We start from the raw sequence: 26,588 nt of genomic DNA, 5'->3' as shown, positions 1-26,588 counted from the left end.
CGACGTCGTTCGTGTCGTTGTGTGACCCTTCACAAAGAGTCAGCCCACGCGCATCCGCAGCCGAAAGCGCTAAGGTGGCATGTATCGCCTGGATCACTCCCGCTCCCCGGGACATAGGCAAAAGCCCGGAGGGACCATCCTTCGGAAGCTTTGCCCCCGCCCTGGGGATCTGCGCGGATCCGGTTTGGTCGAAACTCAGCAGTATTCAAGATTTCAACGGTGAACGGCCGGCTGGCCGCGGGGATTTTCGCTTCCGTGGCGCAGTCCCACTCGGCGCCGCGGTGCTGGCCGTGACGTAAAGAGAGGGGCCCGGTGAACGTGCCACAGCTGGAAAATCAGGAACTGGACTGGAACGAACTGGATGAGCGCGCAGTAGACGCAGTACGCGTACTCGCCGCAGACGCCGTCGAGAAGGTGGGTAACGGCCACCCCGGAACGGCGATGAGCCTCGCGCCGGCAGCATACCTTCTGTTCCAGAAGTTCATGCGCCACGATCCGACGGACCCGGAGTGGACCGGCCGCGACCGCTTTGTCCTGTCTCCCGGGCACACCTCGCTCACGCTCTACATCCAGCTCTTCCTTTCCGGCTACGGCCTTGAGCTCGACGACCTGAAGTCGCTGCGCACCTGGGGCTCAAAGACACCCGGGCATCCGGAGTACCGCCACACCGCCGGCGTGGAAATCACCACCGGCCCCCTCGGGCAGGGCCTGGCGTCCTCCGTCGGGTTCGCCTACGCCCAGCGTCGCATGCGCGGACTGCTGGATCCCGAGGCGCCCCAGGGTGAGAGCCCGTTCGACCACACCATCTGGGTGATTGCTTCTGACGGCGACCTTCAGGAAGGCGTCACTTCCGAGGCGTCCTCGCTCGCCGGGCACCAGGAGCTGGGGAACCTCGTAGTGATCTACGACGAGAACCACATCTCCATCGAAGACGACACCGACATCGCCTTCACCGAAGACGTGCTCGGGCGGTATGCCGCCTACGGCTGGCACACGCAGCGGGTCGACTGGACGAAGACGGGCGAGTACGTCGAGGACGTCGCCGAGCTGTACAGTGCGCTCAAGGCCGCGAAGGCAGAGACCTCCCGCCCCTCGATCATCTCCCTGCGCACCATCATCGGCTGGCCCGCGCCGAACAAGCAGAACACCGGCAAGATCCACGGCTCGGCCCTTGGCAAGGACGAGGTCGCAGCCCTGAAGACCACGCTCGGCCTGGATCCGCAGAAGGACTTCCAGATCGACGACGAAGTGCTGGCGCATGCGAGGAAGGTCGTGGAGCGGGGGCAGGACTCCCGCACCTCCTGGGAGGATTCATTCAGCGCCTGGAAGGCCTCGAATCCGGACAGTGCTGCACTTCTCGAGCGCATCTCCGCCCGGGAACTCCCCGAGGGCTGGGAATCAAGCCTGCCTGAGTTCGAGGCGGGCAAGGACATGTCCACCCGCGCCGCATCAGGCAAGGTGCTCAGCGCCATCGGTCCCGTGCTGCCCGAGCTCTGGGGCGGTTCCGCCGACCTCGCCGAATCGAACAACACCACGATCGAGGGCTCCCCGTCGTTCGTCCCGGTAGGCAAGCAGACCGATGCCTGGTCCGGGAACCCTTACGGGCGCGTGCTGCACTTCGGAATCCGTGAGCACGCTGCGGCAGCCATCGTCAACGGCATCGTCATGCACAGCAGCACCCGCGCCTTCTCGGGAACATTCCTGATCTTCAGCGACTACCAGCGGCCCGCCATCCGGCTCGGCGCGCTGATGGGAGTCCCGGCCATCTACGTCTGGACCCACGACTCCATCGGCCTCGGCGAAGACGGCCCCACGCACCAGCCGGTTGAGCAGCTGGCTTCCCTGCGTGCCATCCCGGGACTCGACGTCGTCCGCCCCGGTGACGCAAATGAGGTCGCCGTCGCCTGGCGCACCATCCTTGAGAACACCTCCAACCCCGCCGGAATCGTCCTCACCCGCCAGAACATCCCCACCTGGGAACGCGGAGACGGCGCAGCGTCCGGTGACACCTTCGGCTCGGCCGAGGGAGTGGCGAAGGGCGCCTACGTGCTGGCCGAAGCCCCTGACGGGGAGCCGGACGTCATCCTGATTGCAACCGGCTCGGAAGTCCAGCTTGCCGTTGAGGCACGGTCTGCCCTGCAGAAGGACGGCATCGCTGCACGCGTTGTCTCGCTCCCCTGCCTGGAGTGGTTCAACAAGCAGGACGAGGCCTACCGCGAGTCGGTCCTGCCTTCCGGAATCCGTGCGCGGGTTTCCGTGGAGGCCGGCGTGGCGCAGGGTTGGCGGGAGCTCGTCGGAGACGCCGGCCGTTCCGTCTCGCTGGAACACTTCGGGGCATCGGCAGACTACAAGACCCTCTTCCGAGAGTTCGGCATCACCACCGAAGCCGTCGTGGAAGCCGCTCGCGACTCCCTTGCGGCTGCCGCAACCCGCAACGCTCCCGAGGGGACAGCTGCGGCTGCCGGTGCTTCCGCCTCGGCTACCGGCGACCGTCTCTAGCAGTGCCCACCGAACAGCACAACCCATCTGGTTCAAGGAGAACACCCATGACTCCCACCCCTACCGCCGCACTTTCCCAGGCCGGCGTATCCATCTGGCTGGATGACCTCTCCCGTGAGCGGATCACCACCGGAACGCTCAAGGCGCTCATCACCGAACGGAACGTCGTAGGCGTCACCACCAACCCGAGCATCTTCGCCGCAGCGCTGAAGAACGGCGAATCCTACTCGGCCCAGGTCAAGCAGCTCGCTGCAAACGGCGCCGACGTCGACACCGCCGTCTTCGAGATCACCACCACCGATGTTGCTCAGGCATGTGACATCTTTGCTCCGGTCGCCGAGAAGACCGACGGCGTCGATGGACGCGTCTCGATCGAGGTTGACCCCCGGCTTGCGCGGGACACCGAGGGCACCATCGCCGAGGCGCGCCACCTGTTCGACGCAGTGGGCCGGACCAACGTCCACATCAAGATTCCGGCAACCGCTGAGGGGCTTGCGGCAATCACTGCAACCCTTGCTGCCGGTATCAGCGTGAACGTGACCCTGATCTTCTCCCTCGAGCGTTACCGCGAGGTCATCAACGCCTTCATGCTGGGCCTTGAGCAGGCGAAGGAGAACGGACATGATCTCGCCACCATCCACTCGGTCGCTTCCTTCTTTGTCTCCCGCGTGGATGCAGAGATTGACAAGCGCCTTGATGCCCTCGGCACCGATGAGGCCGCCGCACTGCGCGGCAAGGCCGGGCTCGCAAACGCCCGTCTCGCCTACCAGGTCTACCAGGAAGCATTCAGCTCCGAGCGCTGGAAGGTCCTTGCCTCCGCCGGAGCACACCCGCAGCGTCCTCTGTGGGCTTCGACCGGCGTCAAGGATCCGGCGTACCCGGACACCCTGTACGTCACTGGCCTTGTCGCCGAGGGCGTCGTCAACACCATGCCGGAAAAGACCCTGGAGGCCACGGCTGACCACGGTGAAATCACCGGCAATACGGTGACCGGAACCTATGCCGAGTCAAATGAGGTCCTCGACCGCCTCGAAAACATCGGCATCTCCTACAAGGAGGTCGTGCACCTTCTCGAGGAAGAGGGACTCGACAAGTTCGTTGTGAGCTGGAACGAGCTCCTCGAGACCGTCACCGCGGCGCTCGACTCCGCGAAGGGCTGATTGTCCATGGCTACCCTTTTTGTCAATGCATCCGGAGCCGCCGCCGAAGCGATCGAGCGCGCCATGCCGGAGCTGGTTGAGGAGCGGGTTGCATCACGGATCATGGCGAAGGACTCCACCCTTTGGGGTCCCGAGTCGGAGTCCGAGGCCTCGGTCCGTCTCGGCTGGGTCGACCTCATTGAAGCGTCACGCGCGCTTCTTCCGGACATTGCGCAGCTCCGCAGCGACCTGCACGGCGATGGGGTGAACCACATTGTGCTGTGCGGTATGGGCGGTTCTTCCCTGGCACCGGAGGTCATCACCCGGTCGGCAGGAGTGGAACTGACTGTGCTCGACTCCACCGATCCGGCCCAGGTCCGCGCAGCGCTGGCAGACCGCATCGGGAGCACGGCGGTCGTTGTGTCCTCGAAGTCGGGTTCCACGGTTGAAACCGACTCACAGCGCCGGGCCTTTGAGCAGGCGTTCGCAGACGCCGGAGTGGACCCGAAGAGCCGGATCATCATCGTCACCGATCCGGGCTCCCCGCTGGACGAGTCCGCCCGCGCGGCAGGCTACCGCGCTGTTTTCACTGCGGATCCGACCGTCGGCGGCAGGTACTCCGCGTTGACGGCCTTCGGGCTGGTGCCCTCCGGCCTGGCCGGTGCGGACCTCGCCTCGCTGCTTGACGATGCTGAGTCAATCTCCGAGTTCCTGACCGATGACGACGCGGGCAACGTCGGGCTGCGCCTCGGCGCCGTCCTCGGCGGCACACTTCCCCTGCGGGACAAGATCGTCTTTGCGGACGAGGGCTCCGGGATTGTCGGCCTGGGCGACTGGGTCGAACAGCTCATCGCTGAGTCGACGGGCAAACTGGGTACGGGAGTCCTTCCCGTCGTGGTGGAGCAGGATGCGCCGGAACTGTCCTCCGGCGCCCCCGACGTGCTCGCGGTCCACCTCGTCTCGCCGGAGTCCACCACGGAGCCCGAAGGCGACTCGATCGCCGTCGGCGGCAGCCTCGGCAGCCAACTGCTGGCCTGGGAGTTCGCCACTGCCGTGGCCGGCCGGCTCCTGGGGATCAACCCGTTTGACCAGCCCGATGTCGAGGCAGCCAAGCAGGCTGCCCGTGGGCTGCTCGATGCACAGCCCGAGTCCGTGCCGGCCAACTTCGTGGACGGAGCGGTTGAGGTGCGCGGAAGCACTGCTCTTCTCGGCACAGCCTCCACCCTCGGCGAAGCACTTGAGTCATTGTTCGGCGCACTGGAATCCAACGGGTATCTCGCGGTGCAGGCCTACCTTGACCGCATCGCAGAAGCACCCCTGGCCGGGATCCGTCCTGCCCTGGCCGGAATCACGGGCCGTCCGGTGACGTTCGGTTGGGGACCGCGGTTCCTTCACTCCACCGGCCAGTTCCACAAGGGTGGTACGCCTGTCGGCGTCTTCCTGCAGATCACGGGCGCCACCACCGAGGACCTCGCCATCCCGGAACGCCCGTTCAGCTTCGGTGAGCTGATCACGGCCCAGGCCGCGGGAGACGCACAGGTTCTCCAGGACGCGGGCCGCCCGGTCCTGAGGCTGCATCTTGCCGACCGTGCAGAGGGACTGCGGCAGCTTCAGGACGTCATCAGCCACCTGTCCGGTCAATCAGCTGAAAACGGAAACGGGTAAATGCCTGAGAACAGCACCAAGTCCAGAAATCCGCTACGGGACCCGCGGGACCGGCGGCTCAGCCGGATCGCCGGTCCCGCGTCCCTGGTCCTGTTCGGGGTGACAGGCGATCTGGCCCGCAAGAAGCTGATGCCCGCCGTCTACGATCTGGCGAACCGCGGACTCCTGCCGCCCAGCTTCGCGCTGGTGGGTTTCGGCCGCCGGGACTGGAGCGACGAGGAGTTTGCGCAGGAAGTTCTGTCCTCCGTCAAGCAGTACGCGAGGACCCCGTTCGACGAGTCGGTCTGGGAGCAACTCTCCCAGGGCATCCGGTTTGTCCAGGGAAACTTCGACGACGACGAAGCTTTCGTGGAGCTGAAGAAAACGGTCGAAGACCTGGATTCGACGCGCGGGACGCGCGGGAACCACGCGTTCTACCTGTCCATCCCGCCGAAGGCGTTCGAGCTTGTCTGTCAGAAGCTCTCCGAACACGGACTCGCCCAGCCCGAAGAGGGCAAATGGCGCCGCGTGGTTATCGAGAAGCCTTTCGGCCACAACCTGGAATCAGCGCGCGAGCTGAACGCCATTGTGGAGCAGGTCTTTCCGCCGGATGCGGTTTTCCGTATTGACCATTACCTCGGCAAGGAAACCGTCCAGAACATTCTTGCGCTCAGGTTCGCGAACCAGCTTTTCGAACCGCTCTGGAACGCCAACTACGTTGACCACGTCCAGATCACCATGGCTGAGGACATCGGCATCGGCGGCCGTGCAGGCTATTACGACGGCGTCGGCGCCGCACGGGACGTCATCCAGAACCACCTGCTCCAGTTGCTGGCACTGACCGCGATGGAGGAACCGATCTCCTTCAATGCGGAGGACCTCCGGGCCGAGAAGGAAAAAGTGCTGGCCGCGGTGAAGCTTCCCGAGGACCTGTCCACCCACTCAGCGCGGGGACAGTACGACGGCGGCTGGCAGGGCGGTGAGCTGGTCAATGCCTTCCTGGACGAGGATGGGATCCCGGCCGACTCCACGACCGAAACCTATGCGGCGGTCAGGCTGGATATCCATACCCGCCGCTGGAGCGGCGTGCCGTTCTACCTCCGCGCCGGCAAGCGTCTGGGCCGCCGGGTCACCGAGATCGCCGTCGTCTTCAAGCGGGCACCGAACCTGCTGTTCCTCGACCACAACGAGGGCGACTTCGGCCAGAACGCCGTTGTTATCCGGGTTCAGCCGGACGAGGGCGCCACGATCCGCTTCGGCTCGAAAGTTCCGGGCACGCAGATGGAGGTGCGTGATGTGACGATGGACTTCGGTTACGGCCACTCTTTCACCGAGTCGAGTCCTGAAGCCTATGAACGGCTGATTCTCGACGTTCTGCTGGGCGAGCCGCCGCTCTTCCCCCGCCACGAGGAGGTGGAGCTTTCGTGGAAGATCCTCGACCCGTTCGAGGAGTACTGGTCCACGCTTGCCGATCCACCGGAGAAATATGTCCCCGGCAGCTGGGGACCGCCCTCTGCCGATGAATTGCTTGCCCGCGATGGAAGGACCTGGAGGCGGCCATGATCGTCGATCTTCCCGATACAACGACCTCCAAGGTCTCCAAGGAAATCATGACCATGCGCGACAAGGGCGGTGTCGTTGCCCTTGGACGGGTGCTCACGCTCGTGGTCATCACCCGCTCGGGCCACGAGGAGGAGGCCATCCTCGCGGCGAATGAAGCCAGCAGGGAACACCCCTGCCGCATCATCGTGCTGGCGGAGGGCAAGGACTCCGGAGAAACCCGCCTTGATGCACAGATTCGCGTTGGCGGCGACGCGGGCGCCTCGGAAGTGATTGTACTGACGGGTTACGGCGAGCTCGCAGGCGAGAGTGAGTCGCTCGTGTCCGCGCTGCTCCTCCCGGACGCACCCATCGTCGCCTGGTGGCCGCACGGCGTCCCGGAAGCGGCGGCGCGGACATCGATCGGCAGTATTGCTCACCGCCGCATCACCGACTCTGCCAATGAGGCGGACCCCACCGCCGCCCTGTTCAACATCCGGCGCACGTATGAGGCCGGCGACACGGACCTCGCCTGGACAAGGCTGACCAACTGGCGGATCCAGCTTGCCGCCGTGCTGGAGCAGCTGGACGGCTCCCCCATCACGGCTGTGACGGTCGAGGGAGCCTCGGATTCACCCAGCACGGTCCTCCTCGCGGCGTGGCTCACTCTGGCGCTTGACACGCCGGTGTCCATCGAAGCCGGTGAACCGGGAACCGGTCTGCACAGCGTCCGCTTTTCACGCCCGGCCGGAGACGTCCAGTTGGACCGTCCACGACGGGCGGTGGCCGAGCTGCACCAGCCCGACCAGCCGGTGCAACGAATTTCCCTCCCCCGCCGCAGCCTGAAAGACTGTCTCGCAGAGGAGCTGCGGCGGCTTGACCCTGATGATGTATTCGGGGAGGTCATCACCGAAGGGCTCGCACGGACAAACCTGAGGAGCGTACGGACCAGTGAACACTGAACCAAAAGTCAGTATCCATCCTGATGCGGGCCTCCTGGCAGCGTCCGTGGCGGCCCGGCTCCTGACGCGCCTGGTGGATATCCAGAATGAACGCGGCACAGCAACCGTGGTCCTCACCGGTGGAACCCTGGGCATCGGCGCCCTCCGCGCCGTCGCAGAGTCGCCGATACGGTCCGCCGTCGACTGGTCTGCCGTCGACTTCTGGTGGGGAGACGAGAGGTTCCTGCCCGCCGGGAACCAGGACCGCAACGCCGATCAGGCCAGGGCTGCACTGCTGGACCAGCTCGGAGTTTCCGACGAGCGCGTTCATGAGTTCGGAAGCTCCGATGCCTTCAACAGCCAGGATGACGCCGCTGCCGGTTATGCGGCCCGGCTCCAGGAGGCGGCCCGGAAGGAGGCGGCCCTGGGCCTTGAGCTCTCCGATCCGCGGCTGCCCAGGTTCGACATCCTGCTGCTCGGTGTGGGGCCGGACGCGCATGTGGCATCCCTCTTCCCTGAAATGTCAGGAATCCGCACCAAGGGGCAGACGGTGGTGGGCGTCAGCGGCGCTCCGAAGCCGCCGCCGGAGCGCGTCAGCCTCACCCTCGAGGCAATCAACTCGGCCGAGGAAGTCTGGCTCGCCGTAGCGGGCGCGGACAAGGCCGGAGCGGTCGGTCTCGCTCTTGCAGGAGCGGGCCCTGTGCAGGTGCCTGCGGCGGGCGCGCGTGGCCGGAAAAAGACCCTATGGCTGATTGATCAGGAAGCGGCGAGCCAGCTCCCCGGACGCCTGATCGATAACGGCGACACGGACGCGGTCTAGACGGAGCGCTGCCGGCGCAACTGCGCCAGCGCATTCTCCAGCACCCTGGCCGCTTCCGCTTCGGTGCGGCGTTCTTTGACGTACTGGAGATGGCTCTTGAAGGGCTCGTCCCCGTCAATGTTGAGGTCCACCCCGGGTGAGCGTCCGGCGGGACTGCCGCAACGCCCGCACTCCCACACCTCCGGGATTTCGGTCTCGTTCAGCTTCGCGAAGGTCGGCCTTGTCTCGTGTCCCTCAAGACACCAGTAGCTGACAACGGTTCGGTCGACGACGCCGCGCCTGCGCTCAGCATCGAGGTGCCCGGAGGACCCGGCGCTGTAGCCTGACCCGACGCGCGTTCCCTTAAAAGCGTGTCCCGCGTTCACCATGGATTTCTCCCATCAGTACCGCACACGACCTGCGTTCGAGGTTCAGTGTACGCCCTGATGTGGTGGACGCGGGATAGCTTTGGCGGCTCACAGTGCCGCTTTGGACCGAGACCGATTTCACCGGCCGCCGGGTGTCAGGAATCCCCGGCGAAACGCTGGATCAGGCCCAGTGCCACGATGACTACACCCCAGGCGAGCCCAAGCGCCACCGTGAACCGGTTAAGGTTGCGCTCGGCAACTCCGGACGATCCCATGCTGGTGGTCATACCTCCGCCGAACATATCGGACATGCCACCGCCCCTGCCTTTATGGAGCAGAATGAGCAGTGTCAGCAGCAGGCTGGTGATACCCAGCAGTACCAACAGGATGATACGGAGAATTTCCACGGTGACCTTTCAGTGTGACCTTAACCGGTCACCAGATGGTGCTCGAACCTGACAATGTTAGCAAACTCATCGACGTCGAGGCTCGCTCCGCCGACGAGCACGCCGTCGACGTCGCGCTCCTTGAGGATCGCCGCCGCATTGGAAGCCTTGACCGATCCTCCGTAGAGCAGGCGCACGCGGGCTGCGACCGACTCGTCAAACAGTGCCGCGAGCTCCGCGCGGATGGCCGCGCACATCTCCTGGGCATCAGCCGGCCCTGCGACTTCTCCCGTTCCGATGGCCCACACGGGCTCGTAGGCCACAACGAGTTCGCCGGCCTGCTCTGGGTCCAGACCGGCAACGTCCTGGCGCAACTGGGCCAGAGTGTGCTCGACGTGGGTTCCGGCCTGACGGACCTCGAGCCCTTCACCGACGCACAGTACCGGTACAAGATTGTGCCGGTATGCTGCCTGGACCTTCCGGTTCAACAGTTCATCGGATTCGTTGTGGATGGTCCGGCGTTCCGAGTGGCCAACCAGCACATAGGTGCATCCGAGCTTCTCAAGGAACTGCCCGGAGATGTCGCCGGTGTAGGCGCCCGAGTCTTCCGGCGAGAGGTCCTGTCCGCCGTACACGATGTCGAGGTCGTCGCCTTTGACCAGCGTCTGCACGCCCCGCAGATCAGTGAAGGGCGGGAAGACCGCGACCTCCACCCGCGAGTAATCGTGCTTCGCGTCGTCGAGGGTCCACGCGAGCTTCTGCAGCAGGGTGATGCCCTGGACGTGGTCCAGGTTCATTTTCCAGTTGCCGGCGATGAGCGGACGACGGTCGTATGTTCCGTTCGTCGAGGAAGTCATGGAGTCTCCAGTTCTAGAAGTACTGCGGATGGATGTCAGCGCTGCAGAGCGGTCAGGCCGGGGAGTTCCTTGCCCTCAAGGTATTCCAGGCTGGCTCCGCCGCCGGTGGAGATGTGGCTGAAGCTGGATTCGTCGAATCCGAGTCCCCGGACCGCCGCAGCGGAGTCGCCGCCACCTACCACCGTGAGTGCGCCGGCAGCGGTGGCTTCGGCCAGTGCCTGCGCAACCGCCTTCGTGCCTGCTGCGAAGGCGTCGAACTCGAAGACTCCCATGGGGCCGTTCCAGAAGACGGTGCGTGCCTGCCCGATCTCCCGCGCGAAGGCTGCACCGGAGTCCGGGCCGATATCCAGTCCCAGCCCGGAGGAACCGAACTCCCCTGACTCCATTGCGTCAGCCGGACGGATCTCATGGCCGGCGTCGGGCGCGAACTTCTCTGCCACCACAATGTCGGTGGGCAGCACAAATTCCGTTCCGGCCTCCCTGGCACGGGCGAGGTAGCCCCGTACCGTGTCCAGCTGGTCTTCCTCCAGCAGGCTGGAGCCGACCTGGTGACCCTGGGCTGCCAGGAAGGTGAACACCATGCCGCCACCGATCAGCAGGCGGTCAGCTGTACCGAGGAGGTTTTCAATGACTGCAAGTTTGTCGGAGACCTTTGAACCGCCGAGGACCACCACAAAAGGCCGCTCCGGGTCAGTGGTGAGCCGCTGCAGCACATCAACCTCCGCCTTCACCAGGTCGCCCTGATAGGCAGGCAGTCGCGAGGCCACGTCGTAGACGCTCGCATGCTTGCGGTGAACCGCTCCGAACGCGTCATCCACGTAGGCGCCGTTTTCACCGGTCAACTGCACCAGCTCGTCTGCGAAAGATGCCCGTTCGGCGTCGTCCTTGCTTGTCTCGCGCGGGTCAAACCGGACGTTCTCCAGGACGAGGACGCTCCCTTCCGAGAGTGCCTGGGCACGCTCACGCGCGCTGTCCCCGGTGACATCCTCAGCGAACGCCACGTCGAAGCCGGCAAGTTCAGACAACCGGTCCACGGCGGGTTTCAGCGAATACTTCTCTTCCGGGGCGCCCTTGGGACGCCCGAGGTGGGCCATCACAATCACGGCGGCACCGGCCTCCGTGAGCTTGCGCAGCACCGGGAGCGAGGCGCGGATGCGGCCGTCGTCCGTCACCCGCAGGGTGGGGAGGTCGCCCTCGAGCGGCACGTTGAGGTCCGACCGGACCAGAACACGCCGCCCGCGGACGCCCTCGTTCAGCAGTTCATCCAGGGAGGAGTAGCTCACGGTTTCCCTAGGAAAGCTTTGCCGCGACGATTTCGGTCAGGTCAACGAGCCGGTTTGAGTAACCCCACTCGTTGTCATACCAGGAAACCACCTTGATCTGGTTACCGATCACCTTGGTGAGTCCGGAGTCGAAGATGGACGACGCCGGGTCGGTGACGATATCCGAGGACACGATCGGATCCTCGGTGTAGGTGAGGTAGCCCTTGAGCGGTCCGTCCGCTGCGGCGGCCTTGTAAGCAGCGTTGACTTCCTCGACCGAAACCTCGCGGCCGACGGTGACGGTGAGGTCAGTGGCGGAGCCGGTGGGGACCGGGACGCGGATGGCGTAGCCGTCGAGCTTGCCCTTCAGCTCCGGCAGAACCAGACCGATGGCCTTCGCAGCACCGGTGGAGGTCGGAACCATGTTGATGGCCGCTGCGCGCGCCCGGCGGAGGTCCTTGTGCGGCCCGTCCTGGAGGTTCTGGTCAGCGGTGTAGGCGTGGATGGTGGTCATGAGACCGCGCTCGATGCCGAAGGCGTCATTGAGTACCTTCGCCAGCGGCCCGAGGCAGTTGGTGGTGCACGATGCATTCGAGATGATGTGGTGGTTTTCGGGATCATACTGGTCGTCGTTGACGCCGAGTACAACCGTGATGTCCTCGTCGGATGCGGGAGCGGAGATGAGCACCTTCTTGGCGCCGGCGTCAATGTGCTTACGTGCATCCGAGGCCTTGGTGAAGAAACCGGTCGACTCGATGACGATGTCGACGCCCAGGTCCGCCCAGGGCAGGTTCGAAGGGTCGCGCTCGGCGAGGACCTTGATGGTTTTGCCGTCCACCACGAGTCCGCCGTCGGCAACCTCCACGCTGACGCCGAGCCGGCCGGTCACGGAGTCGTACTTCAGCAGGTGGGCAAGCGCCTCGGGGCTGGTGAGGTCGTTGACGGCCACGATTTCGAGGTCCGCGCCCTGTTCGAGGGCCGCGCGGAAGTAGTTGCGCCCAATGCGCCCGAACCCATTGATTCCTATACGGGTAGTCACAGTTTCTATCTCCTTGATAGGGGTTGCTGCCGGCGGCTGTTGCCCTTAAAAAGGCGGACCGGTCCGGCGTCTGAAATCAATGCACCGCACTGTGCGCGTTTGTAAAGCGTTCATGGCTGCAGCCCCGTGGAATGTGACGGAGGCGACAGGAATCATCTTACGCATCGGGAACCTTTCCTGCCCGGTCAGGCAGGAAAGGTTACGCCGATGCGGGTGGAAGGGGTTATGACAGGGTGATCAACCCGCTCGCGTTTGCGCGGGCGCCCTCGAAGCGGCGGGCGACGTCGGCCCAGTTCACGATATTCCAAAAGGCCTTGACGTAGTCAGCCTTGACATTGACGTAGTCAAGGTAGAAGGCGTGCTCCCACATATCGAGCATGAGCAGCGGGGTGGTTCCGACGGGAACGTTGCCCTGCTGGTCGTAAAGCTGCTCGATCACGAGGTTGCCGCCGATGGGCTCCCAGGCAAGCAGCGCCCAGCCTGATCCCTGGAGGCTCAGTGCGGCGGCATTGAAGTGTCCGCGGAATGCGTCGAATGAGCCGAACGCATCGTCGATCGCAGCGGCCAGCTCACCTTCCGGCTTGTCGCCTCCGTCCGGCGAGAGGTTGTTCCAGAAAACCGAGTGGTTCACGTGGCCGCCGGTGTGGAAGGCAAGATCCTTGGACAGCTTGGGAATATTGGTGAAGTCCCCGTTCTGGCGGGCCTCGGCGAGCTGCGCGAGGGCGTCATTGGCTCCCTTGACGTAAGCAGCATGGTGCTTGCTGTGGTGGAGCTCCATGATCCGCGCAGAGATGTGCGGCTCAAGGGCGGCGTAGTCGTAGTTGAGTTCGGGCAGTACGTATTCGCTCACGAAATCCTCCAGGTCCTGTATTGCTGTTCCGGGCTTGCCGCCCGGCTGTTGCGGTTCTCCAGGTGAGGCCCCGCCACCCTGACGGCACGCGGAACCCCTTGAAGTCCCATCCTAAGCACGTATTCAGTCATCCAGCATGTCTGCAGTCACATTGGCATCGGTTCCCGGGATCCCCAGTTCCGCCGCACGCTTGTCCGCCATGGCGAGCAGGCGCCGGATGCGACCGGCGATGGCGTCCTTGGTCATGGGCGGATCCGCGATCCGACCCAGCTCGTCGAGGCTTGCCTGCTTGTGCCCCACACGGAGTTCACCCGCGTACTTCAGGTGGTCCGGGACTTCCTCACCGAGGATCTCCAGGGCCCGTTCAACGCGGGCGCCCGCTGCCACGGCTGCCTGCGCGGACCGCCGAAGGTTGGCGTCATCGAAGTTGGCAAGCCGGTTCGCGGTGGCGCGGACCTCCTTGCGCATCCTGCGCTCCTCCCACACCATCAGGGCGTCGTGTGCTCCCATGCGGGTGAGGAGGGCGGCGATGGTATCCCCGTCCCGGATGACCACGCGGTCAACCCCACGGACCTCCCGGGCCTTCGCGGTGATACCGAGTCGCCGCGCGGCACCGACAAGTGCCAGCGCGGACTCCGGCCCGGGGCACGTGACCTCCAGAGCTGACGAGCGGCCCGGCTCGGTCAGAGACCCATGGGCCAGGAAGGCGCCTCGCCAGACGGCCTCCGCATCCGCCGCGGAACCATTGACGACGACGGACGGCAGCCCCCGCACCGGCCTTCCGCGGTTGTCGAGCAGGCCGGTTTGCCGGGCAAGCGACTCCCCGTCGCGGACCACGCGCACCACGTAACGGTTGCCGCGCCTCAGACCGTTCCCTGACACCACGATGATTTCGCTGTTGTGCCCGTAGACATCCGCGATGGCCGCACGCAGCCGTCTCGCGGTCGACGCCAGGTCCACTTCCGCCTCGATGACAATGCGCCCGGAGATAATGTGCAGGCCGCCGGCGAAGCGCAGGAGTGCGGAAACCTCAGCCTTGCGTACCGACGACTTCTTGACGTCGAGGTGTGAGAGTTCCTCTTTCACATCCGCGGTCAGCGCCACAGACATCCTCCTAAAATTCGCCGAACATGTCTTGGTAGGCCGTTGCCAGGCGCAACGCGTCATGAACCGGTCCGCCGCTTGAAGAGCCTACTTTACCCAAGAACGCACGCCCGCCCATTTCAGCTACCGCAGCTTCGAACTCATTGCGGTCGGAGACGACCGACGGGTCGGCAATCACTGCATCGACGCGGAATTCCGGAGCGTACCGCCTGATCACCGAGAGATGGTCGACGGCGCTCATCCCCTGGGTTTCCTTGGTGTCATTGCTCAGGTTCATGGTCAGGCAGCGCCGCGCCGTGGTGGTGCACAGCGCATCGCGCAGCTCGGGCAGGAGGAGATGAGGCAGCACCGAGGTGTACCAGGAACCCGGCCCCAGAATGACCCAGTCCGCCAGTTCGATCGCATTCAGCGCATCGACGCACGCCGGGGCGTCCTCGGGAAGCAGCCGGACCTTGTTGACGTTTCCCGAGCTTCCGGCCATGGCGAGTTGGGCCTGGCCGCTGATCCTGCGCATCCGGAGGCCGCCGTCGACCTCGGTGAGCACATCGCCCTCAATGGTGAGCGGCACGCTGGCCATGGGGAGCACCCTGCCCCTCGCCCCGAGCAGGGCACCGGCCCACTGGAGCCCTGCAACCGGGTCACCCAGCAGTTCCCACAGCGTGACGATGAGGAGATTACCGAGGGCGTGGTTGTCGAGGGAACCCTGAACGCCCTCGCGCGAGGCGAAGCGGTGCTGCATCACGTCACGCCAGGTTCTCCCCCAATCCGTGTCATCACACAGCGCCGCCAGCGCCATCCGCAGGTCGCCCGGCGGCAGCACCCCAAGTTCCCGGCGGAGGCGGCCCGAGGAGCCGCCGTCATCGGCCACCGTCACCACAGCGGTGAGCTCAGAGGTGAGCAGGCGGAGGGCGGACAGTGAAGCGGACAGTCCGTGACCGCCTCCTAGCGCCACCACCGACGGCGCGTTGTCCTGCGTACCCGCGCCGGCCCGCGCGGCCGAGGTAGCTGGTATCAGCGGCAGTGATCCGGTGAGGATTGCCACTATTCCCGCCCGAGATCGCGGTGGTGGGCGGCTACCTCCACCCTGGGGAGCTGCGCGAGACGCTGCGCGATCTCCTCGGTCACCGCGACGGAGCGGTGCTTGCCGCCCGTACAGCCGACGGCGATCGTTGCGTAGTGCTTGTTCTCGCGGCGGTAGCCCTCAAGGACGGGTTCAAGGGCGCTGACGTACCGGTCGATGAACTGCGAGGCGCCGCTCGCGTCCAGCACATAGTCCCGGACAGGCCCGTCGAGCCCGGTCTGCGGACGGAGCACGGGCACCCAGTGCGGGTTCGGGATGAACCGGACATCCGCGACGAAGTTGGCGTCGACCGGCAGCCCGTACTTGAATCCGAAGCTCATGACGTTCAGCCGCAGCACGATGGGCCCGGAATCGGAAAAGAGTTCGGTGATGGTGGTGGCGAGCGCATGCACGTTGAGCTGGGTGGTGTCCACCACCACGTCCGAGGCGTGCTTGAGTTCCTTCAGCACGTCCCGTTCGGCGGAGATCCCGTCCAGGATACGGCCATCCCCCTGCAGCGGGTGGGGGCGCCTTCCCTGCTCGAAGCGGCGGACGAGGGTGTCGTCTGCCGCGTCCAGGAACAACACCCGGTACGTGATGCCCGCAGCCCGCAAAGCCGCCAGGGAACCCTGGATATTGCGGAACAGTTCCTTGCTCCGCACGTCAATGACGACGGCGAGCTTCGGAATGGATTCCGGGGTCCGCGACACGATTTCGGTGAGGGTGCCGAGCATCTGGGGCGGGAGATTCTCCACGACGTACCAGCCGTGGTCTTCCAGCGCATTGGCTGCCGTACTGCGGCCCGCACCCGACATGCCCGTGACCACGAGGAGTTCGGACTCGGCAGGTTTGACCGGCGTTAGACCGTCAGTCTGGTTCATATGTAAGTTTTCCGTCCCACCGTTTGCACACAGCTGTCGAGCTCCTGTCGGCCGACCCGCGGCCGGCGTCCACGTCTACCCTAACTAAGAATCGAGTATTTCGCCGGTCATCATATTGACCGCCGGTGCGGGCGCCGGGTCGGTTCCCTCCCCGCTGCCTTCCGCCAGCTGACGCCGGATGGTCCCGGCCAGCGCCGGCCCCACACCCGGTACTTCCTGCAGCTCCTCAACACTCGCCGCCTTCAGCTTCCGGACGGAGCCGAAATGCTTCAGCAGCGCCCGGCGTTTGGCCGGACCGAGCCCGGGCACCTCGTCCAGAACGGAGACGGTCATGGACTTGCCGCGCTTCTGCCGGTGGTAGGCGAGAGCAAACCGGTGGGCTTCGTCGCGGATGCGCTGGAGCAGGAACAGCCCCTCGGAGGCGCGGGGAAGGATCACGGGGAAGTCTCCCTCGGGGAGCCATACCTCCTCCAGCCGCTTCGCCAGCCCGATGACAAAGACATCGTCGATGCCAAGGTCTTCGAGCGCACGGGCGGCCGCACGCACCTGGGGCTGTCCGCCGTCCACGACCACCAGGTTCGGAGGATAGGCGAACTTCTGGCGGGCAGGCATCTTCGGCTCCTGTTCGACGGGGCCGCTGCCGCCGTCGTCGTCGCCCGGCAGTGAATCCAGCGGATTCCGCTCGGCGAGGTAATTCCGGAACCGGCGCGAAATGACGTCATACATCGATGACGTGTCATCCCGGGCCGCGTCCCCGGAGATCGAGAACCTGCGGTAGTCCGATTTACGTGGGAGCCCGTCCTCGACGACAACCATGGACGCCACCACATTGGTGCCCTGGACGTGGGAGATGTCGAAGCATTCAATCCGCATCAGCGGCATGGGAAGCTCCAACGCCTCCTGCAGCTCCTGCAGCGCGGCGGACCGGGTGGTGATGTCTCCGGCGCGGCGGCTCTTGTGCAGTCTCAGCGAGTCGGCGGCATTCTGCGCGACGGTGCCGAGCAGGGTGGCCTTGTCCCCCCGCTGGGGCACGCGGATGTCGACGGCGGCGCCGCGCAGCCGCCGGAGCCACTCGCGCATCTGCTCCTCGTTGCTGGGCATTTCCGGTACGAGGACCTCCCGCGGGATGCGGTTGTTGCTGCTGTTGCCCTCGCCGTAGACCTGCTGCAGGAGGTGCTCGACGAGATCGGCGGTGCTCATGTCCTCGACCTTCTCGACCATCCAGCCGCGCTGGCCCCGGATTCTGCCCCCACGCACGTGGAAGACCTGGATCGAGGCCTCCAGCTCATCCTCCGCGAGGGCGAACACGTCCGCGTCGGTATCCTCGCTGAGCACGACAGTGTTGCGTTCGAAGACGCGTTTGAGTGCGGCGATGTCGTCCCGGATGCGTGCAGCAGACTCGTAGTCCAGCCCGGCGACGGCGGCGGACATCTTCTGTTCCAGTTCACGGATGAATCGGTTGGCCTGACCCGACATGAAGTCGCAGAACTGGTTTGCCAGTTCCCGATGGTCTTCGGGTGAGATCCGTCCGACGCAGGGGGCGGAGCACTTGTCGATGTAGCCCAGCAGGCACGGCCTCCCGGAACGCTCCGCGCGCTTGAACACTCCTGCGCTGCAGGTGCGCACGGGGAAGACCCGCAGTAGGGTGTCCACCGTCTCGCGGATTGCCTTCGCCGGGTAGAACGGGCCGAAGTAGCGCGTGTCCTTGCGCCGGTCGCCGCGCATGACCTGCACCCGCGGGTACTTCTCCCCGAGGGTGACCGCGAGGTATGGGTAGGACTTGTCGTCACGGAACATCACGTTGAACCGCGGATTGAACTCCTTGATCCAGGTGTACTCCAGTTGGAGTGCCTCAAGTTCGCTGCCGACCACCGTCCACTCAACACTGGCCGCGGTGTGCACCATGGCCCGGGTACGGGGCATCAGTCCCCGGGGATTGGCAAAGTAGGAGTTGAGCCTGGAGCGAAGGTTCTTCGCCTTGCCGACATACACAACCCGCCGGTGCTGGTCGCGGAACCGGTACACGCCTGGGTCCTGCGGAATTTCGCCGGTCCTCGGGCGGTATGTTGCTGGATCTGCCACCCCAATATCCTACCGGTGGACGCGCGCCCACCCCGCACCGCTGCGCCGGCCGGAAGGGTGGTTATTCGGTGGGGCCCTTGTTGTAGCCCGCCGCCCGGTCCTGGCCGGTCAGCGCGGCTATGGCGTCCATGATGGTGTCGGTTGCCTGCCTGCGCGCCGGCAGCGAGTGGTCGGGGCCGGTCCGCTCGAAATACAGCGGTTCACCGATCTTCATGGTGAAGTGCTGCGGCCTGATCCAGCGGCTGCCCGCGGGCTGCAACCGGTCCGTGCCGAGCAGTCCGACCGGAACCACCGGCGCTCCGGTAGTCAGGGCAAGCCAACCAACGCCGGTCCGCCCCCGGTACAGCAGCCCGTCACGTGACCTGGTCCCTTCGGGATAAATGCCGACGCCGTCCCCCGCCTCCAGCATTTCGAGCAGGGTCTTGAGCGCCTGCACGCTGGCCGCCTGCTGGCCGCGCTGCACGGGGATGGATCCGACTCCCTCGAAGAACGAACGCATGAGAGCGCCCTTCACACCGGTCCCGGTGAAGTACTCGGCCTTGGCGAAGAACGCGACAGGGCGCGGCATGAGCGCCTGCACCAGCACGCTGTCGAGAAACGACAGGTGATTCGGAGCAACGATGAACCCGCCGCTCGGCGGCACATTTTCGAGCCCGACGACGGTCGGCCGGCAGAGCCCCGCGATCAGTCCGCGGGTGCTGCTGCGCGTCAGGTCATAGACGCCCATGCGTCACCGCCGGGACGGGCTCGGCATACGCGAGCAGTCGGTCAAGCAGCGCTCCTGCCGAAGATACGACGGCGGCGGGCCGGGTACGGTCAAACTCCTCCGCGCTGCCGAACCCCCAGTCCACCGCGACGCACTCAAGGCCGTTTGCAGCGGCCCCCTCAATGTCGTGCGAGCGGTCGCCGACCATCACGGCGCGCTCATAGCGGCCCGCATGCTGAGCCAGGGCCGCAGCAATGATTGTCCGCTTTCCGTCGAGCAGCGCCGCGGCCAGTTCGTCATCCGGCGCTCCGTGGATCGAGGCGAACAGTGCAGTCATGCCCTGCACGTCGAGAAGTTCCCGGGCCAGGCGCTGGGGTTTCTGGGTGGCGACGGCAACAGTGTGGCCGAGGTCGCTGAGCGAGAGCACAGTGTCCGCAATCCCGGGGTAGGGCCGGCTCTCCTGCATGCCGCGTGCACGATAACCCGCCCGATACACCGCGATGACCTCGTCAACCCGGTCCTGTGGAACCCGGGCGATATCCGTCAACGACCGGACCAGCGCGGGCCCGACCATCCGCCGCATGTCCCCGGGAGCGGGAACCGTCAGCCCCACCGTACGCAGCGCACCTGCGATCCCGCCGGTGATAGCTCCTGCCGGGTCCACCAGGGTGCCATCCAGGTCAAACAGGACGAGGAGCCGCGTATTCTTCACCGGGCAAGTTTCCCATAGCACCGGCCGCCCCCGAAATTGCATTCCAAAAGGGGAATATAAGCCCTAGGGCTTGAGGACCTCGGCGAGGAAGGTGCCGGTGTGGCTTCCCTCCGCGACGGCGACCTGCTCCGGTGTGCCGGTGGCAACAATCTCGCCGCCGCCCGAGCCGCCATCGGGCCCGAGGTCGATCACCCAATCCGCGCTCTTGATGACGTCCAGGTTGTGTTCGATGGTGATGACGGTATTCCCCTTGTCCACGAGCCCCTGCAGTACCTGCAGCAGCTTGCGGATATCTTCGAAGTGCAGGCCGGTGGTGGGCTCGTCCAGGACGTAGACGCTGCGACCGTTTGACCGTTTCTGCAGCTCGCTGGCGAGCTTCACGCGCTGTGCCTCGCCGCCCGAGAGGGTAGTGGCTGGCTGTCCGAGACGCACATAGCCGAGGCCGACGTCGACCAGCGTGGTCAGGTGGCGTGCGATCGGCGCGAAGGCAGCGAAAAACTCGGCGGCCTCCTCGATCGGCATATCGAGGACGTCGGCGATTGTCTTGCCCTTGTAGTGGACCTCAAGGGTTTCCCGGTTGTACCGCGCGCCATGGCACACTTCGCACGGCACGTAGACATCCGGCAGGAAGTTCATTTCGATCTTCAGCGTGCCGTCTCCCGAGCATGCCTCGCAGCGGCCGCCCTTGACGTTGAAGGAGAACCTGCCGGGAAGGTAGCCGCGCACCTTTGCTTCCGTGGTTTCAGCGAACAGCTTGCGGATATTGTCGAAGACGCCGGTGTAGGTGGCGGGATTCGACCGCGGGGTCCTGCCGATCGGGCCCTGGTCCACGTGGATGACCTTGTCCAGATGCTGCAGTCCGTCGATCCGGCGGTGGCGTCCGGCTACCTGCTTGGCGCCGTTGAGCTTGTTGGCCAGGACCTTGTACAGGATTTCATTGACCAGGGTGGATTTCCCGGAGCCGCTGACGCCCGTCACGGCGGTGAGTACGCCCAGCGGGAAGGTGACGTCGACGCCCTTCAGGTTATGCTCCCGGGCGCCTACGACCTTCAGTTGCCGGGAGCGGTCGATCTTCCGGCGCTTGGCCGGCGGATCGATCCGGCGCCGCCCGGAGAGGTAGTCCCCCGTGATGGACTGTTCATTTCTCAGGAGATCCTCCAGGGAACCGGAGTGGACAACCTGCCCTCCGTGTTCGCCGGCCCCAGGTCCGATGTCGACGATCCAGTCGGCCTCGTTGATGGTGTCTTCGTCATGTTCAACGACGATCAGGGTGTTGCCCAGGTTCCGCAGCCTGGTCAGGGTTTCAATGAGTCGCCGGTTGTCACGCTGGTGGAGCCCGATGGAGGGTTCGTCAAGGACATACAGCACGCCCACCAGGCCGGATCCGATCTGCGTGGCGAGCCGGATGCGCTGCGCCTCCCCGCCGGAGAGGGTGCCCGCCGCCCGTTCAAGATTCAGGTACTCGAGCCCGACGTCCAGCAGGAAGCGGAGCCTTGCCTGGATCTCCTTGAGAACCTGGGATGCGATCTGCGCCTCGCGTCCGGTGAGGACAAGGTTGTTCAGGAAGTCGCTGCAGTCCCGCATGGGCATTGCTGCGACCTCGGCGATGGACCGCCCGTTGATCAGGACGGACAACGACGCCGGGTTGAGCCTCGCTCCCCCGCATTCCGGGCACGGGACCTGGCGCATGTATTCCTCGTAGCGGTCCCGGGCGTAATCGGATTCCGTCTCGAGGTGCTTGCGGTGGATGTACTGGACGGCACCCTCGAACCCGGTGCTGTACTTCCGCTCGCGGCCGAACCGGTTGCGGTACTGCACCACCACTTTGTGGTCCTTGCCGTACAGGGCCGCATCGCGGGCATGCGCAGGCAGCTTCTTCCAGGGTGAATCCATGGAGAAGTTGAGTTCTTTCGACAGTCCCTCGAGCAGTCGGGTCCAGTACTCCAGCGTGGCCGTGCCGAGCGCCCAGGGCGCAATGGCGCCCTCCCGGAGCGAGAGATCGGGGTTCGGAACGACCAGTTCCTCGTCCACCTCGAGCTTGGTTCCGATACCCGTGCAGGCAGGGCAGGCGCCGAAGGGATTGTTGAACGAGAAGGACCGCGGTTCGATCTCGTCAATGGCAAGCGGGTGTTCGTTGGGACAGGCCAGGTTTTCGGAAAAGGCCCTCAGTCGGTGCGGGTCCCCGGAGTCGAGGTCGACAAAATCAGCCAGGACACGCCCCTCGGCAAGCGTGAGCGCCGTTTCGATCGAATCGGTGAGGCGCTGCCGGACGCCTGCCTTATTGGCAAGGCGGTCAACGACAACCTCGATGGTGTGCTTGTACTGTTTGCCGAGCTTCGGCGGATCCGTCAGCTGAATCAGCTCACCGTCGACCCGTGCCCGGGAGTAGCCCTTCGACGCGAGGTCCTGGAAGAGATCGACGAACTCGCCTTTCCGCCCCCGCACCACCGGGGCAAGTACCTGGAAGCGCGTGCCTTCGTCGAGTTCCATCAGCTGGTCGACGATCTGCTGGGGAGTCTGCTTGGTTACCGCCTCCCCGCACACCGGGCAGTGGGGCCTGCCTACGCGCGCCCACAGGAGGCGCATGTAGTCATAGATCTCCGTGATGGTTCCGACAGTGGAGCGGGGGTTCTTGCTGGTGGACTTCTGGTCGATCGACACCGCAGGAGACAGGCCCTCGATGAAATCGACGTCCGGCTTGTCCACCTGCCCCAGGAATTGCCGGGCGTAGGCGGAGAGCGACTCCACGTACCGGCGCTGGCCCTCGGCGAAGATGGTGTCGAAGGCCAGGGAGGACTTGCCGGATCCTGACAGGCCGGTGAAGACGATCATGGCATCCCGCGGCAGGTCCAGGTCAATGTTGCGCAGGTTGTGTTCCCGGGCGCCCTTGACGATGAGCCGGGACAGGTCCTGCGGCATCTTGTCAGGGAAGGAGAGGCCGGAATCCACGGAGGTTGCTATAGACACCATTTCACTTTAGAGGAAACTTCTCTCGAACATTTATTCGAATGCGGGTATTCCCGGCGTGTCGCGGAGAATGTTCACCGACGGCGCAGAGCCGCGCGCAGGTAGGACACCGCTTCCTCCTCGGTCAGGCCGTTCGCCTTGATGAGCCGGGCGTACTCGGCCGCCCCCTCCGCGGCCTTGCGGCGCGCCTCGTCACCGGCGGCGGCAACGACGGTTCCAGCACGCGAGCGCGTCACAACAATATGCGCCTGCTCCAGTTCCCGGTACGCCCTGGCTACGGTATTCACGGCCACGCCCAGGTGGCCGGCAAGCGTTCGGACCGGGGGAAGGCGGGTACCGACGGGAAGGGAGCCGTCATTGGCGGCATCCAGGATCTGGACGCGCAGCTGCTCGTACGGCGGCACCGAACTGTTGGCGTCGATCCGCAGCCACGCCGATACATCAGAATTCACGGGCGCTCCTGGACGACGGTGGACGGGTGCTCACATTCTGCCACGCAGTATGTTGCATCACCATCGGCACTAGAGTGGCAACCATGCATGATCTTTCCGAGGTGACCATCCGCAGTATCCCGGTCAGCGAGATGGATAACAACGTCTACCTCATCACGGCGAAAGCCACGGGTGCCCAGGTGCTCATTGACGCGGCCGATGACGCCGCGGGCATTCTGCGGCTGCTCGCCGACGGGGCGGCGGACGCCGGGGTACCGGCAAAGCTCGCCCTCGTTGTGACAACCCACTCCCACTGGGACCACGTGCGTGCGCTGGCGGACATCGTCAGGGCCACGGGCGCGCGCACCGCGGCGGGCCGCGAGGACATCGGGGACATCCCGGTGCCCACCGATGTGCCGCTCTCCGACGGCGATGTCGAGGATTTCGAGGGCTTCAGCCTGGAAGCCATTGCGCTGCGCGGCCACACCCCCGGCTCCATCGCCCTGGCCTACCGGGATCCCGGCGGCCCCGCGCACCTGTTCACCGGCGACTCGCTCTTTCCGGGAGGACTCGGCAATACCGGCGGGGACGCCGCCCGGTTCGAATCCCTGTACAACGACGTCGTCGAACGGATTTTCGACAGGTTCGGTGACGACACCGTTGTGCATCCGGGACACGGCAAATCCACCACGCTGGGTGCGGAACGCCCCTCCCTGCCCGAGTGGCGGTCCCGCGGCTGGTGAGCTGAGCGTCCGCCGCTCCAGCGGATAGGCTGGGAGGACATGAGCATCCAGGAGCATCTCCCCCACACCGAGCGGCCGGGCGCGCCCGATCCCGACGCCGTCTATACCGCCTTCCATTCGTGGTCTGCCGACACGGGAATCACCCTGTACCCGGCCCAGGACGAGGCAGTTCTGGAACTCGTGTCCGGCAACAACGTGATCCTCGCGACCCCCACAGGCTCAGGCAAGTCGCTGGTTGCGGTCGCTGGGCATTTCCACGCGATCGCCGAGGGGCGCCGGAGCTACTACACCGCTCCGATCAAGGCGCTCGTATCCGAGAAGTTCTTCGCTCTCTGTGCCGTCTTCGGCGCTGAGAACGTCGGGATGGTCACCGGTGACTCTGCCGTGAACCAGGATGCTCCCATCATCTGCTGTACCGCGGAGATCCTGGCGAACATTGCCCTGCGCGAAGGTGACCGCGCGGAGGTCGGCACAGTCATCATGGACGAGTTCCATTTCTACGCGGATCCCCAGCGCGGCTGGGCCTGGCAGGTCCCGCTCCTGGAACTGCCGCAGGCCCAGTTCCTCCTGATGTCCGCGACGCTCGGCGACGTCGAGCGGTTCGAGAAGGACCTGACGAACCGGACAGGCCGTCCCACAGTGCTGGTCAGTTCCGGGGACCGGCCGATCCCCCTCAACTTCTACTACTCCGAGAATTCCCTCCAGGAGACCCTCGAGGAGCTGCTGTCCACCCATCAGGCGCCCGTCTACGTAGTCCACTTCAGCCAGGCTGAAGCCATCGAGCGTGCCCAGAACCTGATGAGCATCAACGTCTGCACCCGGGAGGAGAAGGACCGGATCGCGGCGCTCATTGCCCACTTCCGGTTCTCGTCCGGCTTCGGCAAGACCCTCAACCGGCTGGTCCGCCATGGAATCGGTGTCCACCACGCGGGCATGCTGCCGAAGTACCGGCGCCTGGTGGAGCAACTCGCGCAGGCAGGACTCCTGAAAGTCATCTGCGGCACCGACACACTCGGCGTGGGCATCAACGTGCCCATCCGCACCGTGCTCCTGACCGCCCTCAGCAAGTACGACGGCGTGCGCACCCGCCTGCTCAATGTACGGGAGTTCCACCAGATCGCCGGGCGGGCGGGACGTGCGGGGTACGACACCTCCGGCACCGTCGTGGTGCAGGCGCCGGACCACGTCGTCGAGAACACCAGGGCGATGGCCAAGGCCACCGCGAAGTTCGGGGATGACCAGAAGAAGCTGCGGCAGGTGGTGCGCAAGAAGCCGCCGCAGGGTTTCGTTTCCTGGGGCAGGCCCACCTATGACCGCCTGGTGGAGGGCACCCCGGAACCGCTTGCGTCAAGCTTCGCCGTGAGCCACTCGATGCTGCTGAACCTGCTCGAGCGGCCGGGTGACCCGCTGCGCGCAGTCCAGAACCTGTTGCGCAGTAACCATGAACCGCCGGCGCGGCAGTACGCACACCTTCGCCGGGCGATCAGCATCTACCGGGAGCTCGTGGCGGCGGGAATCGTGGAACGGCTTCCGGAGCCGGACGAGGAAGGGCGCACGGTGCGGCTCAGGGTCCATCTGCAGGCCAACTTCGCGCTGAACCAGCCACTCTCCCCCTTCGCCCTGGCCAGCCTGGAGCTTCTCGACCCGGAAAGCCCGGCCTACGCACTCGACGTTGTCTCCGTCATCGAGGCAACTCTCGAGAAGCCGCGGCAGGTATTGAGTGCCCAGGAGAAAAAGGCGCGCGGCGAGGCGATCGCCGCCATGAAGGCTGACGGTCTGGACTATGACCAGCGGATGGCGCACCTCGAGGAAATCTCGTACCCGCAGCCGCTCGCGGAGTTGCTGCAGCATGCATTTGAGACCTACCGCTCGGGAGCCCCCTGGCTCGGGGACTTCGAACTCACCCCGAAGTCCGTTGTGCGGGACATGTATGAACGGGCGATGAACTTCGGCGAGTACATTGCGTTCTACTCGCTCGCCCGGTCGGAGGGCATCCTCCTGCGGTACCTCGCCGACTGTTTCAAGGCGCTGCGTCAGACTGTCCCGAGAGATGCGCTTCGCGAGGACCTCACTGACATTATCGAATGGCTCGGTGAAATGATCCGCCAGGTTGACTCAAGCCTGCTCGATGAGTGGGAGCAGTTGGCAGCCGGGGCGGCGTCATCGGATTCCGCGTCTGTCGATCTGCCGCCGGAGCCCGACTCCGTGACGTCCAATGAGCGCGCTTTCCGAGTGATGGTGCGCAATGAAATGTTCCAGCGCGTCCAGCTCTTCGCAGCGGAAGACGATGCCGCGCTCGGCAGGCTGGACGAAGCCTCCGGGTGGGATGCGGACCGTTGGGCGGAGGCGCTCGACGGGTATTTCGACGCCCATGACGACATCGACGACGGTCCGGACGCACGAGGGCCCGCGTTGCTGATCATCCGGCAGCTTCCGGGCCGCTGGGAGGTTCGGCAGATCTTCAAGGACCCGTCCGGTGACCAGGACTGGGGCATCAACGCGGTCGTCGACCTTGCCGCGTCGGACGAGGCGGGATTCCCCGTTGTTGCCGTCACCTCCGTCGGCGGACCCTGACTCTT

22 protein-coding genes are annotated in these 26,588 nt (G+C 65.3%); 8 read left to right on the top strand and 14 right to left on the bottom strand.

What is annotated here, in order from left to right; all coding sequences use genetic code 11:
• The first annotated feature begins 327 nt into the window (after window positions 1–327).
• The 6 genes from tkt to pgl are packed head-to-tail and all read left to right on the top strand — an operon-like array spanning window position 328 to window position 8,582.
• Entirely contained in the window at window positions 328–2,499 is a 2,172-nt protein-coding gene (gene tkt / locus BLS52_RS03930) for a transketolase (protein ID WP_090584839.1), read from the top strand.
• A 47-nt stretch (window positions 2,500–2,546) separates the two neighbouring features.
• Complete coding sequence (gene tal / locus BLS52_RS03925) at window positions 2,547–3,659, top strand: transaldolase (RefSeq protein ID WP_090584603.1); 1,113 nt, start codon at window positions 2,547–2,549, stop codon at window positions 3,657–3,659.
• Between the two features lie 6 nt (window positions 3,660–3,665).
• A complete protein-coding gene (locus BLS52_RS03920) occupies window positions 3,666–5,303 on the top strand; it encodes a glucose-6-phosphate isomerase (RefSeq protein ID WP_090584601.1) in 1,638 nt (545 codons plus the stop codon).
• A complete protein-coding gene (zwf, locus tag BLS52_RS03915; protein WP_090584599.1) occupies window positions 5,304–6,845 on the top strand; it encodes a glucose-6-phosphate dehydrogenase in 1,542 nt (513 codons plus the stop codon).
• Window positions 6,842–7,783: a glucose-6-phosphate dehydrogenase assembly protein OpcA gene (locus BLS52_RS03910; RefSeq protein WP_090584598.1), complete on the top strand. Its 942-nt coding sequence runs from the start codon at window positions 6,842–6,844 to the stop codon at window positions 7,781–7,783. The genes zwf and BLS52_RS03910 overlap by 4 nt, the downstream gene beginning before the upstream one ends.
• Window positions 7,773–8,582 carry a 6-phosphogluconolactonase gene (gene pgl, locus BLS52_RS03905; RefSeq protein ID WP_090584597.1) on the top strand — a complete coding sequence of 270 codons (810 nt, stop codon included), beginning with the start codon at window positions 7,773–7,775 and terminating at the stop codon, window positions 8,580–8,582. The genes BLS52_RS03910 and pgl overlap by 11 nt, the downstream gene beginning before the upstream one ends.
• On the opposite strand, the gene BLS52_RS03900 is transcribed toward pgl, so the two are convergent.
• From BLS52_RS03900 to BLS52_RS03835, 14 genes are all read right to left on the bottom strand, one after another.
• Window positions 8,579–8,950, bottom strand: coding sequence for an RNA polymerase-binding protein RbpA (locus tag BLS52_RS03900; protein WP_175460081.1), 372 nt, complete (start codon window positions 8,948–8,950; stop codon window positions 8,579–8,581). The genes pgl and BLS52_RS03900 overlap by 4 nt on opposite strands.
• A 134-nt stretch (window positions 8,951–9,084) precedes the next feature.
• The gene (gene secG / locus BLS52_RS03895) at window positions 9,085–9,336 is read right to left on the bottom strand and encodes a preprotein translocase subunit SecG (RefSeq protein WP_026543639.1); all 252 of its coding nucleotides are present in this window, start codon (window positions 9,334–9,336) and stop codon (window positions 9,085–9,087) included.
• Window positions 9,337–9,356: 20 nt separating this feature from the next.
• Complete coding sequence (gene tpiA / locus BLS52_RS03890; protein WP_090584596.1) at window positions 9,357–10,172, bottom strand: triose-phosphate isomerase; 816 nt, start codon at window positions 10,170–10,172, stop codon at window positions 9,357–9,359.
• A 35-nt stretch (window positions 10,173–10,207) separates the two neighbouring features.
• Window positions 10,208–11,455, bottom strand: coding sequence for a phosphoglycerate kinase (locus BLS52_RS03885; RefSeq protein ID WP_090584595.1), 1,248 nt, complete (start codon window positions 11,453–11,455; stop codon window positions 10,208–10,210).
• 7 nt (window positions 11,456–11,462) lie between these two features.
• On the bottom strand, window positions 11,463–12,473 hold the full coding sequence (gene gap, locus BLS52_RS03880; protein WP_090584594.1) for a type I glyceraldehyde-3-phosphate dehydrogenase: 1,011 nt from the start codon (window positions 12,471–12,473) through the stop codon (window positions 11,463–11,465).
• Between the two features lie 223 nt (window positions 12,474–12,696).
• Complete coding sequence (locus BLS52_RS03875) at window positions 12,697–13,323, bottom strand: superoxide dismutase (protein WP_090584593.1); 627 nt, start codon at window positions 13,321–13,323, stop codon at window positions 12,697–12,699.
• A gap of 123 nt (window positions 13,324–13,446) precedes the next feature.
• The gene (gene whiA, locus BLS52_RS03870; RefSeq protein WP_026543644.1) at window positions 13,447–14,427 is read right to left on the bottom strand and encodes a DNA-binding protein WhiA; all 981 of its coding nucleotides are present in this window, start codon (window positions 14,425–14,427) and stop codon (window positions 13,447–13,449) included.
• Between the two features lie 10 nt (window positions 14,428–14,437).
• The gene (locus BLS52_RS03865) at window positions 14,438–15,469 is read right to left on the bottom strand and encodes a gluconeogenesis factor YvcK family protein (RefSeq protein ID WP_090584592.1); all 1,032 of its coding nucleotides are present in this window, start codon (window positions 15,467–15,469) and stop codon (window positions 14,438–14,440) included.
• Window positions 15,469–16,368 carry an RNase adapter RapZ gene (gene rapZ, locus BLS52_RS03860; RefSeq protein ID WP_026543646.1) on the bottom strand — a complete coding sequence of 300 codons (900 nt, stop codon included), beginning with the start codon at window positions 16,366–16,368 and terminating at the stop codon, window positions 15,469–15,471. The genes BLS52_RS03865 and rapZ overlap by 1 nt, the downstream gene beginning before the upstream one ends.
• Window positions 16,369–16,452: 84 nt before the next feature.
• Window positions 16,453–18,450 (bottom strand): excinuclease ABC subunit UvrC, encoded by a 1,998-nt coding sequence (gene uvrC / locus BLS52_RS03855; protein ID WP_090584591.1) that lies wholly within the window; start codon window positions 18,448–18,450, stop codon window positions 16,453–16,455.
• A gap of 61 nt (window positions 18,451–18,511) precedes the next feature.
• Entirely contained in the window at window positions 18,512–19,177 is a 666-nt protein-coding gene (locus BLS52_RS03850) for a lysophospholipid acyltransferase family protein (RefSeq protein WP_090584590.1), read from the bottom strand.
• Window positions 19,164–19,868 (bottom strand): HAD hydrolase-like protein, encoded by a 705-nt coding sequence (locus BLS52_RS03845; RefSeq protein ID WP_245702683.1) that lies wholly within the window; start codon window positions 19,866–19,868, stop codon window positions 19,164–19,166. Before BLS52_RS03845 ends, BLS52_RS03850 begins: the two co-directional genes overlap by 14 nt.
• A 63-nt stretch (window positions 19,869–19,931) precedes the next feature.
• On the bottom strand, window positions 19,932–22,838 hold the full coding sequence (gene uvrA / locus BLS52_RS03840; protein ID WP_090584588.1) for an excinuclease ABC subunit UvrA: 2,907 nt from the start codon (window positions 22,836–22,838) through the stop codon (window positions 19,932–19,934).
• 71 nt (window positions 22,839–22,909) lie between these two features.
• On the bottom strand, window positions 22,910–23,287 hold the full coding sequence (locus BLS52_RS03835) for a GntR family transcriptional regulator (protein ID WP_026543651.1): 378 nt from the start codon (window positions 23,285–23,287) through the stop codon (window positions 22,910–22,912).
• 83 nt (window positions 23,288–23,370) lie between these two features.
• Between BLS52_RS03835 and BLS52_RS03830 the strand changes: the two genes are divergently transcribed.
• Together BLS52_RS03830 and BLS52_RS03825 are read left to right on the top strand one after the other, a co-directional pair.
• A complete protein-coding gene (locus BLS52_RS03830; protein WP_090584836.1) occupies window positions 23,371–24,009 on the top strand; it encodes an MBL fold metallo-hydrolase in 639 nt (212 codons plus the stop codon).
• Between the two features lie 39 nt (window positions 24,010–24,048).
• Complete coding sequence (locus BLS52_RS03825) at window positions 24,049–26,583, top strand: DEAD/DEAH box helicase (protein WP_090584587.1); 2,535 nt, start codon at window positions 24,049–24,051, stop codon at window positions 26,581–26,583.
• The last annotated feature ends 5 nt before the right edge of the window (window positions 26,584–26,588 follow it).

This window comes from Arthrobacter subterraneus, from assembly GCF_900099735.1.
Classification (GTDB): domain Bacteria; phylum Actinomycetota; class Actinomycetes; order Actinomycetales; family Micrococcaceae; genus Arthrobacter_D; species Arthrobacter_D subterraneus.
Note: the sequence above shows the minus strand (reverse complement) of the source record. Positions and strands in the feature narration are given on the sequence as shown.

What these genes read in the sequence shown, in the direction of transcription:
- tal (WP_090584603.1), top strand. Translation starts at nt 2,547, where the DNA reads ATGACTCCCACCCCTACCGCCGCACTTTCCCAGGCCGGCGTATCCATC.
- BLS52_RS03920 (WP_090584601.1), top strand. Translation starts at nt 3,666, where the DNA reads ATGGCTACCCTTTTTGTCAATGCATCCGGAGCCGCCGCCGAAGCGATC.
- zwf (WP_090584599.1), top strand. Translation starts at nt 5,304, where the DNA reads ATGCCTGAGAACAGCACCAAGTCCAGAAATCCGCTACGGGACCCGCGG.
- BLS52_RS03910 (WP_090584598.1), top strand. Translation starts at nt 6,842, where the DNA reads ATGATCGTCGATCTTCCCGATACAACGACCTCCAAGGTCTCCAAGGAA.
- BLS52_RS03900 (WP_175460081.1), bottom strand. Translation starts at nt 8,950, where the DNA reads ATGGTGAACGCGGGACACGCTTTTAAGGGAACGCGCGTCGGGTCAGGC.
- tpiA (WP_090584596.1), bottom strand. Translation starts at nt 10,172, where the DNA reads ATGACTTCCTCGACGAACGGAACATACGACCGTCGTCCGCTCATCGCC.
- rapZ (WP_026543646.1), bottom strand. Translation starts at nt 16,368, where the DNA reads ATGAACCAGACTGACGGTCTAACGCCGGTCAAACCTGCCGAGTCCGAA.
- BLS52_RS03850 (WP_090584590.1), bottom strand. Translation starts at nt 19,177, where the DNA reads ATGGGCGTCTATGACCTGACGCGCAGCAGCACCCGCGGACTGATCGCG.
- uvrA (WP_090584588.1), bottom strand. Translation starts at nt 22,838, where the DNA reads ATGGTGTCTATAGCAACCTCCGTGGATTCCGGCCTCTCCTTCCCTGAC.
- BLS52_RS03830 (WP_090584836.1), top strand. Translation starts at nt 23,371, where the DNA reads ATGCATGATCTTTCCGAGGTGACCATCCGCAGTATCCCGGTCAGCGAG.
- BLS52_RS03825 (WP_090584587.1), top strand. Translation starts at nt 24,049, where the DNA reads ATGAGCATCCAGGAGCATCTCCCCCACACCGAGCGGCCGGGCGCGCCC.